Below are 15,896 nucleotides of genomic sequence, written 5' to 3'. Positions count from 1 at the left end.
GGGGCAGGGAGCCGACATCGGCGTACGCTGCGCCCTATGTGCGGAATTGTGGGTTACGTGGGAGCGCAGTCGGCGCTCGATGTGGTCATCGCCGGACTCAAGCGGCTGGAGTACCGCGGCTACGACTCGGCCGGGGTCGCCGTCGTCGCCGACGGGACGCTCACCTCCACCAAGAAGGCCGGGAAACTGGTCAACCTGGAGAAAGTGCTGGTCGGGAACCCGCTTCCGGTGGGTTCCACGGGACTTGGGCACACCCGCTGGGCGACCCACGGCGGGCCCACCGACGTCAACGCCCACCCGCACCTCGACAACGCGGGCCGGGTCGCCGTCGTGCACAACGGCATCATCGAGAACTTCGCCGGGCTGCGCGCCGAACTGGCCGAGCGCGGCCACCGGCTGGAGTCCGAGACGGACACCGAGGTCGTGGCGCACCTGCTGGCGGAGCAGTTCGCGGCCACCGGGGGGCTCACGGAGGCCATGCGCCGGGTGTGCCGGCGGCTGGAAGGGGCGTTCACGCTGGTCGCGGTGCACGCCGACGAGCCGGACGTGGTCGTCGGGGCACGCCGGAACTCGCCGCTGGTGGTCGGCGTTGGGGAAGGTGAGAACTTCCTCGCCTCGGACGTGGCCGCGTTCATCGCCCACACGCGGTCCGCGATCGAGCTGGGGCAGGACCAGGTCGTCGAGCTCCGCCGTGACGGGGTCTCGGTGACCGACTTCGACGGCGCGCCCGCCTCGGTGCGGGCGTACCACGTGGACTGGGACGCCTCGGCGGCCGAGAAGGGGGGTTATGACTACTTCATGCTCAAGGAGATCGCCGAGCAGCCGAAGGCTGTCGCCGACACCCTCCTGGGCAGGATCGACGCGAGCGGCTCGCTGACCCTGGACGAGGTGCGCATCCCCGCCTCGGTGCTCAGGGAGGTCGACAAGGTCGTGATCGTGGCGTGCGGTACGGCGTACCACGCGGGCATGATCGCGAAGCTGGCCATCGAGCACTGGACCCGCATCCCGTGCGAGACGGAGCTGGCGAGCGAGTTCCGCTACCGCGACCCGATCCTGGACCAGCGGACGCTGGTGGTCGCGATCTCGCAGTCCGGCGAGACCATGGACACCCTGATGGCGCTGCGGCACGCGCGCGAGCAGGGTGCACGGGTGCTGGCCATCTGCAATACGAACGGCTCGACGATCCCGCGGGAATCGGATGCGGTGCTCTACACGCATGCCGGTCCGGAGGTCGCCGTCGCCTCCACCAAGGCCTTCCTGACCCAGCTGGTGGCCTGCTACCTGGTGGCGCTGTACCTCGGGCAGGTCCGGGGCACCAAGTGGGGCGACGAGATCCAGGCGGTGATCCGGGAACTGTCGGACATCGCCGCGGCCGTGGACACCGTACTGGAGACCATGGAGCCGGTGCGGAAGCTGGCCCGCTCCCTCGCGGACAAGGACACCGTGCTGTTCCTGGGGCGGCACGTCGGGTACCCGGTGGCGCTGGAAGGCGCGCTCAAGCTCAAGGAGCTCGCGTACATGCACGCCGAGGGCTTCGCGGCGGGCGAGCTCAAGCACGGGCCGATCGCGCTGATCGAGAAGGACCTGCCGGTGGTGGTGGTCGTGCCGTCGCCGCGCGGACGCTCCGTCCTGCACGACAAGATCGTCTCGAACATCCAGGAGGTCCGGGCCCGGGGGGCCCGGACCATCGTCATCGCCGAGGAGGGCGACCAGGCGGTGGTCCCGTACGCCGACCACCTGATCCGGATCCCGGCGACGCCGACGCTGCTCCAGCCGCTGGTGGCGACGGTGCCGCTGCAGGTCTTCGCGTGCGAGCTGGCGACCGCGCGGGGCAATGAGGTGGACCAACCGCGTAACCTCGCCAAGTCGGTGACGGTGGAGTGAGCGGAGCGAGCGGAGCCGGTCGCCGGCCGTAAGGCGCAGTGGTGACGGTGGAGTAGGGGTTTGGCGTTGTGATTATCGGTGTGGGGATTGACGTGGCCGAGATCGAGCGGTTCGGCGAGGCGCTGGAGCGGACGCCGAACATGGCGCAACGGCTTTTCCTCGACACCGAGTTGCTGCTGCCGAGCGGCGAGCGGCGCGGAATCGCCTCGCTCGCCGCCCGGTTCGCGGCCAAGGAGGCCCTCGCCAAGGCGCTCGGCGCGCCCCCCGGGCTGCTGTGGACCGACGCCGAGGTGTACGTGGAGGAGACCGGACAGCCGCGTCTGCGGGTGTCGGGGACCGTGGAGGCGCGGGCGGTGTTCCTGGGCGTGAAGTCCTGGCACATCTCCCTCAGCCACGACGCGGGCGTCGCGTCCGCCGTGGTGATCGCCGAGGGGTAGTCCGGTTCCGGGCCGGCTTTCGGGCAGGCTGGTGCCATGCGTACTGCTTACAGCGTGGAGACCGTACGGTCCGCGGAGCGGGAGTTGATGGCCCGGCTGCCCGAGGGCGCCCTGATGCAGCGGGCGGCGGCGGGGCTGGCCGCCGTCTGTGCGGGGCTGGTGCGCAGGGTCTACGGCGCGCGCGTCGTGCTGCTCGTCGGGCCGGGGGACAACGGCGGCGACGCGCTGTACGCCGGCGCGCGGCTGGCCCGGCGCGGCGCCCGGGTGACGGCGGTGCCGATGGATGCGGAGCGGGTGCACCCGGGCGGACTGGCCGCGCTGCTGGCGGCCGGGGGGCGCGTGGAAGCGGCCGTACCCGGCCGGGCGGACCTGGTCCTGGACGGGCTGGTCGGCATCGGCGGCCGCGGCGGGCTGCGGCCGGCGGCGGCCGCGCTGGTCGAACGGATCCCCGAGGACGCGGTGGTGGTGGCCGTGGACCTGCCGAGCGGGGTCGACGCCGACACCGGGGAGGTGGCCGGGACGGCCGTACGGGCCGATGTCACGGTGACCTTCGGGGCGTACAAGCCGGGCCTGCTGATCGACCCGGGTGCTTCGCGGGCGGGCGTGGTGCGGCTGGTGGACATCGGCCTGTCGCTCGGCGCGCCGGAGGTGGAGGCGCTCCAGCACGCCGATGTGGCGCGGCTGCTGCCGGAGCCGACCGCGTCGAGCGACAAGTACCGCCGGGGCGTGGTCGGGATCCTCGCCGGCTCGGTGCAGTACCCGGGCGCGGCGGTGCTGGCCGTGGCCGGCGCCCTGCGGGGCGGCGCGGGCGCCGTGCGCTACGTGGGCCCGGCGGCCGACGCGGTGCTCGCCCGCTATCCGGAGACGCTGATCGGGAAGGGCCGGGTGCAGGCCTGGGTGGCCGGGCCGGGGCTGGGGGAGGGCCGGGCCGCGGAGGTCGCCGACGTCCTGGCCTCGGCGGAGGTCCCGGTGCTGGTGGACGCGGACGGGCTGCGCGGGCTCGACCCGGCGGTGCTGCGCGCCCGGAGCGCGGCGACCCTGCTGACCCCGCACGCGGGTGAGGCGGCGGCGCTGCTCGGCGTGGCACGGGAGTCGGTGGAGTCGGGACGGCTGTCCGCGGTGCGGCAACTGGCGGAGCGGTACGGCGCGACGGTGCTGCTGAAGGGCTCGACCACGCTGGTGGCGGCCGGCCAGGCCGGCCAGGCCGGCGCGGGCGGCCGGGACGGCGGCTCCGGCGGCTCGCGCGGCTCCGGTGCGGCCGTACGGGTCAATCCCACGGGGACGCCGTGGCTGGCCACCGCCGGGAGCGGGGACGTGCTCTCGGGGCTCGGCGGTTCGCTGCTCGCCTCCGGCCTGTCGGGGCCCGACGCCGGCGCGGTGGCGGCGTACCTGCACGGCCTGGCCGGCCGACGGGCCTCCGCCGGAGCCCCGGTTCCCGCCCACGCGGTGGCGCAGGCCCTCCCCGAGGCATGGCGCGCCGTCCGCACACCCTGACCGACGCCCCCCCCCGCGCCCGTCATAGGCCGCATGGCCCCGGCCAGGCCCGTGCGGCGGCGTCGGGAAGCCGGTCGGTGCAGGGCTCTGAGAGACTGGGGGCGATGAACGAGACACCGACGCGCGTGTACGCCGAGATCGATCTTGATGCCGTACGGCGGAACGTGCGCGCACTGCGCGAGCGGGCACCCCGGGCCGAGTTGATGGCCGTCGTCAAGGCGGACGCCTATGGCCACGGGGCTCTGCACTGCGCCCGCGCAGCCCTGGACGCCGGTGCCACCTGGCTCGGCACCGCCACCCCCGAAGAGGCCCTCGCGCTGCGCGCCGCCGGGATCGGCAGCCGGATCATGTGCTGGCTGTGGACCCCCGGCGGGCCCTGGCAGGAGGCCGTCGAGGCCGACATCGACGTGTCGGTCAGCGGCCTGTGGGCCCTCGAAGAGGTCCGCCGCGCCGCCCGCGCCGCGGGCCGCCCGGCCCGGATCCAGCTCAAGGCGGACACCGGCCTGGGACGCAACGGCTGCCAGCCCGCCGACTGGGCCGAACTCGTCGGCGAAGCGGTCGCCGCGCAGGCCGAGGGCACCGTCCGGGTCACCGGCGTCTGGTCCCACTTCGCCTGCGCCGACGAGCCCGGCCACCCCTCCATCCACCTCCAGCTGGCGGCCTTCCGCGACATGCTCGCGTACGCCGAGAAGGAGGGCGTCGAGCCCGAGGTCCGGCACATCGCCAACTCGCCCGCCACGCTGACCCTGCCGGAGAGCCACTTCGACCTCGTCCGCTGCGGCCTCGCCGTCTACGGGGTGTCGCCCGCCCCCGAGCTCGGCACCTCCGCCGAGCTCGGCCTGCGTCCGGCCATGACCCTCAAGGCCTCGGTGGCGCTGGTCAAGACGGTGCCCGCCGGCCACGGCGTGAGCTACGGCCACCACTACGTCACCGACTCCGAGACGAACCTCGCCCTGATCCCGGCCGGGTACGCCGACGGCATACCGCGGCACGCCTCGGACCGCGGCCCCGTCCTCGTCGGCGGGAAGGTCCGGCGCGTGGCGGGCCGCGTCGCCATGGACCAGTTCGTCGTCGACATCGGCGGCGACCGGGTCCGCGTCGGGGACGAAGCCGTCCTCTTCGGCAGCGGTGACCAGGGAGAACCCACCGCCGAGGACTGGGCTCAAGCGGCACACACGATTGCGTATGAGATCGTCACCCGTATCGGGGGTCGCGTACCTCGGGTCTACCGCAACGGCTGAGTGAGGACGGCGTGAGCGAGAACTGGCGCAGGGCCGGCTGGGCCGGCGCCGCGATCGGCGTGATAGCCGCAGGAGCGGCGGCCGGTGTCGCGGTCGAGCGGATCACCGTCGGACGCGGCATGCGCCGCAAGGCGCGCGTCGCGCTCGACGCCACCGAGGACTACGGATCGCTGCGGGGGACCGCCGGAGCCTGCTGGGCCGAGGACGGCACCGAGCTCTACTACGAGGTCGACGAGCCCCCCGAGGAGCCGAAGAAGCGGGGCCGGCTGCGCCGCAAGGCCCCTGCCCCCGCCACCCTCGTCTTCTGCCACGGCTACTGCCTCGCCCAGGACTCCTGGCACTTCCAGCGCGCCGCCCTGCGCGGGCTGGTCCGCACCGTGTACTGGGACCAGCGCAGCCACGGCCGCAGCGCGCGCGGCTTCTCCCAGGCCGACGGCGTACGGGTGACCATCGATCAGCTGGGCAGCGACCTGAAGACCGTCATCGAGGCCGCCGCCCCCGAGGGCCCGGTGATCCTGGTCGGTCACTCGATGGGCGGTATGACCATCATGGCGCTCGCCGACCAGTACCCCGAGCTCATCCGCGACCGGGTCGTCGGCGTGGCCCTCGTCGGCACCTCCAGCGGCGGGCTCGACCAGGTGACCTACGGCCTGCCCGCCGTGGGCATGGGTGCCGTACGCCGCCTCCTGCCGCCCGTCCTGAAGGCGCTGGGCTCGCAGGTCGAGCTGGTGGAGAAGGGCCGCCGGGCCGCCGCCGACCTCTTCGCCGGCATGATCAAGCTGTACTCGTTCGGCGTCCCCCGGGCCGTCGACCCCGGCGTGGCACGCTTCGCGGAGCGGCTGATCGAGGCCACCCCCATCGACGTGGTCGCCGAGTTCTACCCGGCGTTCCAGACCCACGACAAGACCGCCGCGCTCCAGCGGTTCGCGGACATCCCCGTCACGATCATCGCCGGGGCGCGCGACATGGTCACGCCGGCCGCCCACAGCCAGATCATCAAGGACGCCCTGCCCGCCGCCGAGCTGGCGGTGCTGGAGTCCGCCGGGCACCTGATGATGCTGGAGTGCCCCGACACGGTGACCGAGCTGCTGCTCGACCTGCTCGCGCGCACCGGTGCGGTGCCCGCAGCGACTAACGTTGTCGGGCATGGAAGAAGTACCGCTGGAAGCGCCGCCGCAAGCCCCCCGGGAAGCGCCGCACAGGCAGGCGGCTGAGACCCCCGCCGCGCAGGCCCGCGTCACCGTCGACTCGCCCGAGGCCATGCAGGACCTGGGCCGCAGCATCGCCGGCCTGCTGCGCCCCGGCGACCTCGTGCTGCTCACCGGGGAACTCGGCGCGGGCAAGACCACCCTGACCCGGGGCCTGGGCGAAGGGCTGGGCGTACGGGGAGCGGTGACCTCCCCGACCTTCGTGATCGCGCGCGTGCACCCGTCGCTGGTCGGGGGACCGGCGCTGGTCCACGTCGACGCGTACCGCCTCGGCGGCGGGCTGGAGGAGATGGAGGACCTGGACCTCGACGTCTCGCTGCCCGAGTCCGTCGTCGTCGTGGAGTGGGGCGACGGCAAGGTGGAGGAGCTCTCCGACGACCGGCTGCACGTGGTGATCGCCCGCGCGGTCGGCCACGAGGAGGTCCTCGACGACGTGCGCGAGGTCTCGGTGCGGGGCATCGGGGCCCGCTGGGCCGGTACGGGCGCGCTGGCCGCCCTCACCGCCGCCTCCGCCCGGTAGCCCGGGCCGGGCGGCCCGGGCCGGCCGAACGTACCGACAAGGCGTCGGCAACATATTGCGCCGACGCGGGCCCGCGTGGTGACATGGTACGGAGGGCCGGTTAGGCGTACCTAAGTTACGGCCGGCCCGGGCCAGGAGGCAGTCATGTCGGCAGCAGCCGGAGTACCGCGCGACCCCCGCCCGTCCACCGTGCCCATGGGGGCACTGCTCGCCGCGGGCGCGGCCGCCACTGCCGTCTCGACGCCGCCCGCGCGGGACCGCGTCCCGCAGCGTCCGCGCGAGAGCGCCGGGGAGGGCGTATCCGAGCAGGCCGCCCCGGAATCCGAAGCGGCCTAGGCGTGCCGGGTCCTCCGTACGGGTGAACCGTGGGCCGTGGCGGGGGACGGCCGACGCCCCGCGGGGCGACGGGGGCTCGGCGACGGGGGCTCAGGGAACGACGACGACCTTCGAGTTGATCGTCGCGAAGGCCCACATCGCATCGCCGTCGGCCCGCGTCATGCGGATGCCGCCGGTCTTCTTCGTCGGGTCGGGCTCCGGCATCTGCCCGTCGACCCGGGCGCTGAAGCCGATCACGACTCCGTCCGCGGTGGCGAACCGTACGACGTGCTCGATCGGCACGCCGTCCGAGCCCGTCACCCCGCTGGAGCGGGAGTTCACCAGGTAGGTGCCCGGCGTCGGGTGGGCCGTGCTCGGCATCACCGGGAACGACCTCGGCTGCTGCCCGGCCTCGCCCACCAGCCACACCCGCTTCATGCCCACCGAGTACACGACGCGCGTCCCGGTGCCGGACTCGGCGGGCAGGGGCACCGCCTTGCCCTGGTCGGTCACGGGCGCGGGCCGGTTGGGTGCGGGGGCCGGGCTCGGCGGGGCCGCCTTCGCGGGACGTGCGGGCGCGGTCGCGGAGGCCTGGTAACCGAGGAAGCCGACGGCGGCGAGTGCCGCGACCGTGAGCCCGGCCACGATTCCCGAGCTGCTGCGTGCCACCTTGGTCCACCTCTCCGCGCTTTCGACACCGAACCGGCGCCCGGGTCCCCGTCCGAGTCGACGTGCGGGTCTCGACACCTGGGTCGAAGGTAGCAGCCGGGGTGCCCCGCGACCGGCCGCGAGGGCCCGGGCCCCCGGAGTCGTAGGCTGTTCGCGTGCTCTTGCTCGCAGTAGATACCGCCACGCCCGCCGTCACCGTCGCCCTGCACGACGGCGAGACCGTCCTCGCCGAGGCCCACCAGGTCGACGCCCGCCGTCACGGGGAGCTCCTGCTGCCCTCCGTGGACAAGGTCCTCGCCGAGGCCGGGGTCACCCTCGACGCCCTCACCGGCATCGTCGTCGGCGTCGGTCCGGGCCCCTACACGGGACTGCGCGTCGGCCTCGTCACCGCCTCCACCTTCGCCGCCGTGCTCGGCATCCCGGTGCACGGCCTGTGCACCCTCGACGGACTCGCGTACGCCGCGGGCGCCGCCGGGATCGAGGGTCCGTTCGTCGTGGCCACCGACGCCCGGCGCAAGGAGGTCTACTGGGCCCGCTACGAGGACCCGTACACCCGGGTGGGCGAGCCCGCCGTGGACCGCCCGGCCGACATCGCCGAGCAGGTCGCCGGAGTGCCGGCGGTGGGCCAGGGCGCGCTGCTGTACCCGGAGGTCTTCACGGACGCGCGGGCGCCCGAGCACCAGTCGGCCGGCGCCCTCGCCGCCCTGGCGGCGCGGCGGCTGGCGACCGGGGCGCCCTTCGAGAACGCCGAGGGCGTGCCCCCGCAGCCGCTGTACCTGCGCCGGCCCGACGCGCAGGTGCCCAAGAACTACAAGGTGGTCACCCCGCAGTGACCGCCCGACTGCGCCCCATGCGCTGGTGGGACATCGAGCCCGTGCTGGAACTGGAGCACGAGCTGTTCCCCGAGGACGCCTGGTCCGCGGGCATGTTCTGGTCGGAGCTCGCCCACGCGCGCGGCCCGCAGGCCACCCGGCACTACGTCGTCGCCGAGATACCTCCCGGCAGCGGCGCAGCCGCGGGCGGGACCGGCCGCCTGGTCGGCTACGCCGGGCTGGCCGCCGCCGGGGACCTGGGCGACGTACAGACCATCGCGGCCGCCCGCGACCAGTGGGGCACCGGGCTCGGCGCCCGGCTGCTCACCGAACTGCTGCGCGCCGCCACCGCATTCGAGTGCGCCGAGGTGCTGCTGGAGGTGCGGGTGGACAACACCCGGGCCCAGAAGCTCTACGAGCGCTTCGGTTTCGAGCCGATCGGCTTCCGGCGGGGTTACTACCAGCCGGGCAACGTCGACGCGCTCGTGATGCGCCTTTCCGATCCCGCACACTCCGTCCTCGCGGACGGACCCGTACAAGGTGAGACCCATGGCTGACGAACCGCTCGTCCTCGGCATCGAGACCTCCTGCGACGAGACCGGCGTCGGCGTCGTCCGCGGCACCACCCTGCTGGCCGACGCGATCGCGTCGAGCGTCGACGAGCACGCCCGCTTCGGCGGCGTCGTGCCCGAAGTGGCCTCGCGCGCCCACCTGGAGGCGATGGTCCCGACCATCGAACGCGCCCTGAAGGAGGCCGGGGTCAGCGCCCGCGACCTCGACGGCATCGCGGTCACGGCCGGTCCGGGCCTCGCGGGGGCGCTGCTGGTGGGCGTCTCGGCGGCCAAGGCGTACGCGTACGCGCTCGGCAAGCCGCTGTACGGGGTGAACCACCTGGCCTCGCACATCTGCGTGGACCAGCTGGAGCACGGGCCGCTGCCGGAGCCGACGATGGCGCTGCTGGTGTCCGGCGGGCACTCCTCGCTGCTGCTGGCCCCGGACATCACCTCCGACGTACGGCCGCTGGGCGCCACCATCGACGACGCGGCCGGCGAGGCCTTCGACAAGATCGCGCGCGTGCTCCAGCTGGGCTTCCCGGGCGGCCCGGTCATCGACCGGCTGGCGAAGGAGGGCGACCCGAAGGCGATCAACTTCCCGCGCGGGCTGACGGGGCCGCGCGACGCGGCGTACGACTTCTCCTTCTCCGGGCTCAAGACGGCCGTCGCCCGCTGGATCGAGGCGAAGCGGAACGCGGGCGAGGAGGTGCCGGTGCGCGATGTGGCGGCGTCCTTCCAGGAGGCCGTGGTGGACGTGCTGACCCGCAAGGCGATCCGGGCGTGCAAGGACGAGGGCGTCGACCACCTGATGATCGGCGGCGGTGTGGCGGCCAATTCCCGCCTGCGCGCGCTCGCGCAGGAGCGGTGCGACGACGCGGGGATCATCCTGCGGGTGCCGCGGCCGAAGCTGTGCACCGACAACGGCGCGATGGTGGCGGCGCTGGGCGCGGAGATGGTCAAGCGGAACCGGGCGGCCTCGGACTGGGACCTGTCGGCGGACTCCTCGCTGCCGGTGACGGACCCGCACGTGCCGGGAGCCGCGCACGGCCACGGCCACGCGCACGGGTCCGGGCACGGGCACGGTCATGCCCACGACCACGACCACGTGCACGAGCTGAGCAAGGACAACCTGTACTCGTGAGCACCGTCGCGCTGATGTGGGAGGCCCGGGCCGCAGCCGGCCGGGGCAACGAGCTGCTTGAGTGGGCCCGTTCGCAGGTACTGGCGTACGAGCCGGTGCGCCGCGAGGTGTTCCGGGCCCCGCAGGACCGGGTGCTGGTCGTGACCTGGTGGGAGACCGACGAGGGGATCGCGGCGGAACTTCCCGAACTCCCCGAGCCCGCGGCGGACTTGATCACGCGGGCGGTGCACCGCTGGCGGTTCGAGTCGGTGGAGGTCGCGACCGGCGGGAGTTTCTGACCCTTCGGCAGATCCGGGGCGGGCCCTGCGCCCGCAGCCGGATATCGTCGTGTTCATGACTAGCCGCGACCTGCCGCCCCCGCCCCCTCCCGCGCACCTGCGCGCCTGGACGGACGAGGACGTCGTACGGGCCGACCGCGCACGCTTCCTGGCCGACCTCGGCCGGCGCAGCCTGGGCCTGGGGCGACTGCTGCTGCTCTGGGCCGTCGCGGCGGTCTTCGCCCTCGGCTGGTCCTTCGTCGGCATGGCCCTGACGGCCATCGAGGAACACGACCCGCTCTCGTATCTCTTCGGGCTCATCTTCGCCGTCCTCGGCGCGGGGGTCCTGATCCCCGCCGGGTTCTGGTTCGCCCGGGGCGCCAAGCGGGACCGGCAGGTGCGCCGGCTGCTGCACGCGTGGGCGGAGTACGACCCGGACCCCTCCTCCGCCGCCGGGCTGCGCGCGCCCGGACGGAGCCTGACCTGGCTGCTGGCCTCCTTCGCGGTGGGCGCGCTCGGCCTGTGGGTGACCTTCGGGTCCGCCGCCTCCGCCCGCCCGGGCCACACCACGTACGGCGAAGTCACGTACTACATCGGCCTCGGCATGATCCTGTGGATCACCGGCCTGCTGGGCCTCGCCAAGGCCGGCGCCCACTACCGCTGGGCGCTACGGGCCGTGCGGACCGGCGGCTAGCGCCCCGCCGTCACGGCTTCGGCGGCTTCGGGGGAGGCGGCGCCGTCGGCGTGGCGGGCGGGGGCGTGGCCTCGGGCTGCGCCGCGGCCGGCAGCTCCCACCGGTGGTCCGGAGTGGCGATCTCGGTGACGGTCTTGCCGATGAGGGTGCTCAGGCTGCCGGTGTCCTTGTCGATGTCGGAGTTCACGATCACGACCAGGACCGCGTTCTGCTGCGGGAGCCGGGCGGCGATCGTCTCGTAGCCGGGCAGCTCGCCGTTGTGCCCGATCCAGCCGTTGACGTCGGCGATGCCGAGCCCGTAGCCGACGCCCGGGTGGCCCGTCGGCAGGGTCCGTACCCGCTGCGCCTGCGTGCCCGGCTCCAGCAGCCGGCCGCCGTCGGGCAGCTTCCCGCCGGTCAGCGCGGGGACCCAGGTGTGCAGGTCGTCCAGGGTGGAGGTCATCGCACCGGCGGCCCAGGCCCAGGACGGGTTCCAGCCGGAGGAGTCGACCACGTTCCCGCCGGGCGAGAAGGTGGTGTAGCCGTGGAGGTACGGGCTCGGGATCTCGGCGCCCTTCGGCAGCGCGGTGTCGTCGAGGCCGGCCGGTTCGAGGACGTGCTCGCGCAGGTAGGCGGCGAGGTCCTGCCCGCTGAGCTTCTCCACGAGCAGCCCCAGCAGCACGGTGTTGGTGTTGCAGTACTCCCACCGGGTGCCCGGCGGGGACGTGGCGGGATGCCGGAAGGCCGTGGCCAGCAGCTGCTGCGGGGACCAGCTGCGGGCCGGGTCGGCCCGCAGCTCGGCCAGCCACGCCGTGTCCTCGGTGTAGTTGGGGAGCCCGCTGCGCATCTCGGCGAGCTGGCGGATGGTGATCCGGTCCCCGCCCGGCACGCCGCCGAGGTACTTCGAGACGGGATCGTCGAGGCGGAGCTTGCCCTGGTCGACGAGCTGGAGCACTGCGGTGACGGTGAAGGTCTTGGTGACGCTGCCGATCCGGGTGTAGAGGTCGGCCTTCATGGGGGTGCCGGCGGCCTTGTCGGCGGTGCCGAAGGAGCGCTCGTAGGAGCCGCCGCCGTCGAACCACAGCCCGACGCCGACCCCCGGGATGCCCTCCTTCTTCATCGCCGCGGTGATCGCGTCGTCGAGCCGCTCGGCGGTGGCCGGATCGACGCCGGCCCGCCCGGACGACACCGCCGCGGGGGCCTGGCCCGCACACAGCGCGGTCAGCAGCAGGGAAGCAGCGGCCATGACGGGAACGGCCCGGAAGCTGCGCATCGCGCACCACCTCAGAACGACCGGGACCCCGAGGCTGACCCTCCCATCGTAGGAACCGGGCCGCCGCCCGGCGACCCGGCGGGTTCCGGCCGCACCGGGCGCGCCGCCGGCCGGGCTGCGGGCCCCCTCAGCGGCCCGCCACGGGCGACCCGATCAGCATCGACGGCGCACCCGCCACGCGGGTCAGGAAGACGGTCGCCGCGTGCGGGCCCTGCGGCTTCACCTTCTTGCGCAGCTCCTCGGGCTCGATGGCCGAGCCGCGCTTCTTCACGGTCAGGACGCCGACCTCGCGCTCGCGCAGCAGCGCCTTCAGCTTCTTGAGCCCGAAGGGCAGCACGTCGGTGATCTCGTACGCGGTCGCGTACGGCGTCGCGCGCAGCGAATCGGCGGTGATGTAGGCGATCGTCGGGTCGATGAGCCGCCCTCCCAGCTGCTCGGCGACCTCCGCGACGAGGTGCGCGCGGATGACGGCGCCGTCGGGCTCGTAGAGGTAGCGGCCGACCGGACCGGCCTCCGGATCGGGCAGCGGATCGGCGGTGTGCAGGCTGCGCGGGCCGGGGAGCAGGGTCGCGCGGACGGTCGCGGGAGCCGTCCCGAACCACAGCACCGCCTCCTTCACGTCGCCCTGGTCGGAGATCCACTCGGCCTCGGCCTGTGCGGGGACCGCCTCGTGCGGGATGCCGGGGGCGATCTTGATGGCGGCGTACCGGGCGCTGCGGGCGGTCTCGACGGCCCAGGACAGCGGGGGCGAGTAGCTCTCGGGGTCGAAGATCCTCCCGCGGCCGCCGCGCCGGGCCGGATCGATGAAGACGGCGTCGTGGCCGGAGACGTCGACGTCGGTCACGGCCGCCTCCCGGACCTCGATCAGGTCCGCCAGCCCCAGCGCCTCGGCGTTCGCCCGCGCCACGGCCGCCGTCAGCGGGTCGTGGTCGACGGCCAGCACCCGGATGCCGAGCCGGGCCAGGGCGAGGGCGTCCCCGCCGATGCCGCAGCACAGGTCGGCGAGGCTGCGTACGCCGAGGGCCGCGAGCCGCTCGGCGCGGTACGCGGCCACCGTGGCGCGGGTGGCCATCTCGGCGCCGCCGGGCGTGAAGTACATCCGGAAGGCGTCCTGCGCCCCGAACTTCGCCACCGCGCGCTGCCGCAGCCGGGCCTGCCCGAGGGCCGCGGAGACCAGGCCGGCGGGGTGCTCGCGGCGCAGCCGGGTCGCGACGGCGATCTCCTGGGACGGGTCGTAGTCGCGGAGCGAGTCGAGGAGGGCACGGCCCTCGGGGGTGAGGAGCGCGGCGAAGTCTTCGGGGGTCACCGCTTCATTGTCGGTCAGTGTGGGCCACCCGGTGGAAGGTCGCCGTCCGCTCGCGGTGTCGGCGCGGGCGCGCGCGTGTCACGGTGTCAGGATTCGCTGCTATGCAGCTAGTACGACAAAAGGAACATAAGAGGCTCCATGGTCACCGGTCCGCGGCGGCACCGCGCGGACGGGTCGGGGTGGCACTGGCCGCGCTGCTGGTCGCCGCCCTCGGTACGGCGTGCGGCTCCTCCGCGGACTCGGGTCCCGCCCGCAAGGGCGGCAAGGGCGCCGACGCGCCCGCGGGCGCCGCGGGCGCGGCCGTGAACCAGGCCGAACAGCAAAAGGCCGACCGGCAGAGCCGGGTCACGGCGGCGAAGAAATGGAAACTGGCCAAGCCGCCGCTGACGGCCCCGGCCCCGCCCAAGAAGAAGCCGGAGATCACCACGCGCGACGGTTTCGAGGTCGAGGGACAAGAAGACCTCCCGCCGGTCTTCACCACCGTCCCCACGGAGGACAAGGTCGTCTTCCTGACGATCGACGACGGCGCGGAGAAGGACCCCGAGTTCCTGAAGATGATGCAGGAGCTGAAGATCCCCTACACGGCGTTCCTCAGCGACTACCTCATCCGCGAGAACTACCCCTACTTCAAGAAGATGCAGGCCGCCGGCGTCACCCTGAACAACCACACGCTCAACCACCGCTACCTGCCGGCGTTGTCGTACAAGGCGCAGCGGGAGGAGATCTGCGGCCAGCAGGACACCATCCAGAAGCAGTTCGGCAAGCGGCCGACGCTGTTCCGGCCGCCGTACGGCAACTACAACGAGGACACGCTGCGCGCGGCCAAGTCCTGCGGCATCAAGGCGGTTCCGCTGTGGAACGCGGAGGGCTTCCCCGACCGGATGGACTACCGGGAATGGGACCGCGACCTGCACCCCGGGGACATCATCCTCACGCATTTCCGGGGGCAGGAGGACTGGAAGGCCACGATGCCTGACATGATCCGTCATGTCATGAAGACCGTCACGGACAAGGGGTACGCCGTGGCTCGCCTGGAGGACTACCTGTGAACTATGCGCGCCGGTTGGTAGCCGGAACGCTGGCGGCCGGCGCGCTCGCGCTGTCCCTGACGGGGTGCGGGGACAGCGTGGACCCCATCGAACGACTGGGCCGCAACGCCACGGAGGAACAGCGGCCCACACCCTCCCCGTCCGCACCGACGACGTCCGCGCCGTCCCCCGCAGCCGGGGACGAGGCGTACCGGAAATGGGGCCTGACGGCCCCTCTCCAGTTCGCCCCCAAGCCCGAGCACAAGCCCCAACTCCCCGGCGCGACCCCGGGCAAGGCCCAGGTGGTGGACCGAATACCCGTCGCGCCCGCCGACAAGGTCGTCTTCCTGACCTTCGACGACGGCGCGGAGAAGGACCCCGAGTTCCTGAAGATGGCGGCCGACCTGAAGCTGCCGATCAGCATGTTCCTCACGGACAACATCGCCTCGTCGGACTACGGCCACTTCGAGAAGCTCCGTGACAACGGCTCCGGCAGCACGATAAACAACCACACCCTGACGCACCCGAACCTCCGGACGCTGCCCTTCGCGGCGCAGAAGAAGGAGATATGCGGGCAGCAGGAACGCCTGGAGAAGCGCTTCGGCACCAAACCCGTCCGCTTCCGCCCGCCCTACGGCAACTACAACGACGACACCCTGAAGGCCGCCTCAGAATGCGGCATATCCCAGGTCGTCCTGTGGCGGGTGTCGATGCAGATCAACAACTTCCAGTACGCGGAGGGCTCCGCCCTCAAACCGGGCGACATCATCCTGGCCCACTTCCGCGGCCCGTCGGAACTCAAGGGCGCGACGGAAATCCAGATGACCACCCGCATGCTCCAGCGCATCCAGGAACAGGGGTACCGGATAGGAAGGCTGGAGGACTACCTCTGAGGGGGCGGGGCGGGGCGGGGGTCCCGGGGGCGGGGTCGGTAGGCGGGGCGGTGGCTTCGGGGGTCGGGATACCCGCACCCGGCATCAGGGAGGGTCCGGGGGCGTCCCGTCAGTCCACTGTCCTTCCGTGTCGTGCCGGGCCGTCAAGGGCGCTCTCTTCGTTCGCGTCGCTTCGCGATGGCCTTCGGCCA

The 15,896-nt window shown here is 73.3% G+C and carries 17 protein-coding genes; 14 read left to right on the top strand and 3 right to left on the bottom strand.

Annotated features, from left to right (window positions below; genetic code table 11):
* Positions 1-36: 36 nt before the first annotated feature.
* From glmS to ABZ128_RS26140, 7 genes are all read left to right on the top strand, one after another.
* Positions 37-1,884 (top strand): glutamine--fructose-6-phosphate transaminase (isomerizing), encoded by a 1,848-nt coding sequence (gene glmS, locus ABZ128_RS26170; RefSeq protein ID WP_356851273.1) that lies wholly within the window; start codon positions 37-39, stop codon positions 1,882-1,884.
* A 68-nt stretch (positions 1,885-1,952) separates the two neighbouring features.
* The gene (locus ABZ128_RS26165) at positions 1,953-2,321 is read left to right on the top strand and encodes a holo-ACP synthase (RefSeq protein WP_356851272.1); all 369 of its coding nucleotides are present in this window, start codon (positions 1,953-1,955) and stop codon (positions 2,319-2,321) included.
* 36 nt (positions 2,322-2,357) lie between these two features.
* The gene (locus ABZ128_RS26160; RefSeq protein ID WP_356851271.1) at positions 2,358-3,815 is read left to right on the top strand and encodes an NAD(P)H-hydrate epimerase; all 1,458 of its coding nucleotides are present in this window, start codon (positions 2,358-2,360) and stop codon (positions 3,813-3,815) included.
* A gap of 104 nt (positions 3,816-3,919) precedes the next feature.
* A complete protein-coding gene (gene alr, locus ABZ128_RS26155) occupies positions 3,920-5,056 on the top strand; it encodes an alanine racemase (protein WP_356851270.1) in 1,137 nt (378 codons plus the stop codon).
* 11 nt (positions 5,057-5,067) lie between these two features.
* Complete coding sequence (locus ABZ128_RS26150; protein ID WP_356851269.1) at positions 5,068-6,270, top strand: alpha/beta hydrolase; 1,203 nt, start codon at positions 5,068-5,070, stop codon at positions 6,268-6,270.
* Complete coding sequence (gene tsaE, locus ABZ128_RS26145; RefSeq protein ID WP_356851268.1) at positions 6,203-6,784, top strand: tRNA (adenosine(37)-N6)-threonylcarbamoyltransferase complex ATPase subunit type 1 TsaE; 582 nt, start codon at positions 6,203-6,205, stop codon at positions 6,782-6,784. Before ABZ128_RS26150 ends, tsaE begins: the two co-directional genes overlap by 68 nt.
* 144 nt (positions 6,785-6,928) lie before the next feature.
* Positions 6,929-7,120 (top strand): hypothetical protein, encoded by a 192-nt coding sequence (locus tag ABZ128_RS26140; RefSeq protein WP_356851267.1) that lies wholly within the window; start codon positions 6,929-6,931, stop codon positions 7,118-7,120.
* 90 nt (positions 7,121-7,210) lie between these two features.
* On the opposite strand, the gene ABZ128_RS26135 is transcribed toward ABZ128_RS26140, so the two are convergent.
* The gene (locus tag ABZ128_RS26135; RefSeq protein WP_356851266.1) at positions 7,211-7,768 is read right to left on the bottom strand and encodes a hypothetical protein; all 558 of its coding nucleotides are present in this window, start codon (positions 7,766-7,768) and stop codon (positions 7,211-7,213) included.
* A 155-nt stretch (positions 7,769-7,923) separates the two neighbouring features.
* Here ABZ128_RS26135 and tsaB point away from each other — a divergent pair, with 155 nt between their 5' ends.
* The 5 genes from tsaB to ABZ128_RS26110 are packed head-to-tail and all read left to right on the top strand — an operon-like array spanning position 7,924 to position 11,226.
* On the top strand, positions 7,924-8,601 hold the full coding sequence (gene tsaB / locus ABZ128_RS26130) for a tRNA (adenosine(37)-N6)-threonylcarbamoyltransferase complex dimerization subunit type 1 TsaB (RefSeq protein WP_356851265.1): 678 nt from the start codon (positions 7,924-7,926) through the stop codon (positions 8,599-8,601).
* A gap of 17 nt (positions 8,602-8,618) precedes the next feature.
* Positions 8,619-9,137 carry a ribosomal protein S18-alanine N-acetyltransferase gene (rimI, locus tag ABZ128_RS26125; protein ID WP_356851316.1) on the top strand — a complete coding sequence of 173 codons (519 nt, stop codon included), beginning with the start codon at positions 8,619-8,621 and terminating at the stop codon, positions 9,135-9,137.
* Positions 9,130-10,275, top strand: coding sequence for a tRNA (adenosine(37)-N6)-threonylcarbamoyltransferase complex transferase subunit TsaD (gene tsaD / locus ABZ128_RS26120; protein WP_356851264.1), 1,146 nt, complete (start codon positions 9,130-9,132; stop codon positions 10,273-10,275). The genes rimI and tsaD overlap by 8 nt, the downstream gene beginning before the upstream one ends.
* Complete coding sequence (locus ABZ128_RS26115) at positions 10,272-10,553, top strand: hypothetical protein (RefSeq protein WP_356851263.1); 282 nt, start codon at positions 10,272-10,274, stop codon at positions 10,551-10,553. The genes tsaD and ABZ128_RS26115 overlap by 4 nt, the downstream gene beginning before the upstream one ends.
* 55 nt (positions 10,554-10,608) lie before the next feature.
* Positions 10,609-11,226, top strand: a complete 618-nt coding sequence (locus ABZ128_RS26110) for a hypothetical protein (protein WP_356851262.1) — start codon at positions 10,609-10,611, stop codon at positions 11,224-11,226.
* 10 nt (positions 11,227-11,236) lie between these two features.
* On the opposite strand, the gene ABZ128_RS26105 is transcribed toward ABZ128_RS26110, so the two are convergent.
* Positions 11,237-12,478, bottom strand: coding sequence for a serine hydrolase domain-containing protein (locus ABZ128_RS26105; protein WP_356851261.1), 1,242 nt, complete (start codon positions 12,476-12,478; stop codon positions 11,237-11,239).
* Positions 12,479-12,605: 127 nt separating this feature from the next.
* The gene (locus tag ABZ128_RS26100) at positions 12,606-13,784 is read right to left on the bottom strand and encodes an SAM-dependent methyltransferase (RefSeq protein ID WP_356851260.1); all 1,179 of its coding nucleotides are present in this window, start codon (positions 13,782-13,784) and stop codon (positions 12,606-12,608) included.
* A gap of 179 nt (positions 13,785-13,963) precedes the next feature.
* Here ABZ128_RS26100 and ABZ128_RS26095 point away from each other — a divergent pair, with 179 nt between their 5' ends.
* Both ABZ128_RS26095 and ABZ128_RS26090 read left to right on the top strand, forming a co-directional pair.
* Positions 13,964-14,833: a polysaccharide deacetylase family protein gene (locus ABZ128_RS26095; protein ID WP_356851259.1), complete on the top strand. Its 870-nt coding sequence runs from the start codon at positions 13,964-13,966 to the stop codon at positions 14,831-14,833.
* A 14-nt stretch (positions 14,834-14,847) separates the two neighbouring features.
* The gene (locus ABZ128_RS26090) at positions 14,848-15,705 is read left to right on the top strand and encodes a polysaccharide deacetylase family protein (RefSeq protein ID WP_356851258.1); all 858 of its coding nucleotides are present in this window, start codon (positions 14,848-14,850) and stop codon (positions 15,703-15,705) included.
* The last annotated feature ends 191 nt before the right edge of the window (positions 15,706-15,896 follow it).

It is taken from the genome of Streptomyces sp. NPDC006326 (assembly GCF_040612915.1).
Classification (GTDB): domain Bacteria; phylum Actinomycetota; class Actinomycetes; order Streptomycetales; family Streptomycetaceae; genus Streptomyces.
This window is presented reverse-complemented; position numbering and strand designations above follow the sequence as displayed.

What these genes read in the sequence shown, in the direction of transcription:
- ABZ128_RS26105 (WP_356851261.1), bottom strand. Translation starts at nt 12,478, where the DNA reads ATGCGCAGCTTCCGGGCCGTTCCCGTCATGGCCGCTGCTTCCCTGCTG.
- glmS (WP_356851273.1), top strand. Translation starts at nt 37, where the DNA reads ATGTGCGGAATTGTGGGTTACGTGGGAGCGCAGTCGGCGCTCGATGTG.
- ABZ128_RS26140 (WP_356851267.1), top strand. Translation starts at nt 6,929, where the DNA reads ATGTCGGCAGCAGCCGGAGTACCGCGCGACCCCCGCCCGTCCACCGTG.
- tsaD (WP_356851264.1), top strand. Translation starts at nt 9,130, where the DNA reads ATGGCTGACGAACCGCTCGTCCTCGGCATCGAGACCTCCTGCGACGAG.
- ABZ128_RS26160 (WP_356851271.1), top strand. Translation starts at nt 2,358, where the DNA reads ATGCGTACTGCTTACAGCGTGGAGACCGTACGGTCCGCGGAGCGGGAG.
- tsaE (WP_356851268.1), top strand. Translation starts at nt 6,203, where the DNA reads ATGGAAGAAGTACCGCTGGAAGCGCCGCCGCAAGCCCCCCGGGAAGCG.
- alr (WP_356851270.1), top strand. Translation starts at nt 3,920, where the DNA reads ATGAACGAGACACCGACGCGCGTGTACGCCGAGATCGATCTTGATGCC.
- rimI (WP_356851316.1), top strand. Translation starts at nt 8,619, where the DNA reads ATGCGCTGGTGGGACATCGAGCCCGTGCTGGAACTGGAGCACGAGCTG.
- ABZ128_RS26110 (WP_356851262.1), top strand. Translation starts at nt 10,609, where the DNA reads ATGACTAGCCGCGACCTGCCGCCCCCGCCCCCTCCCGCGCACCTGCGC.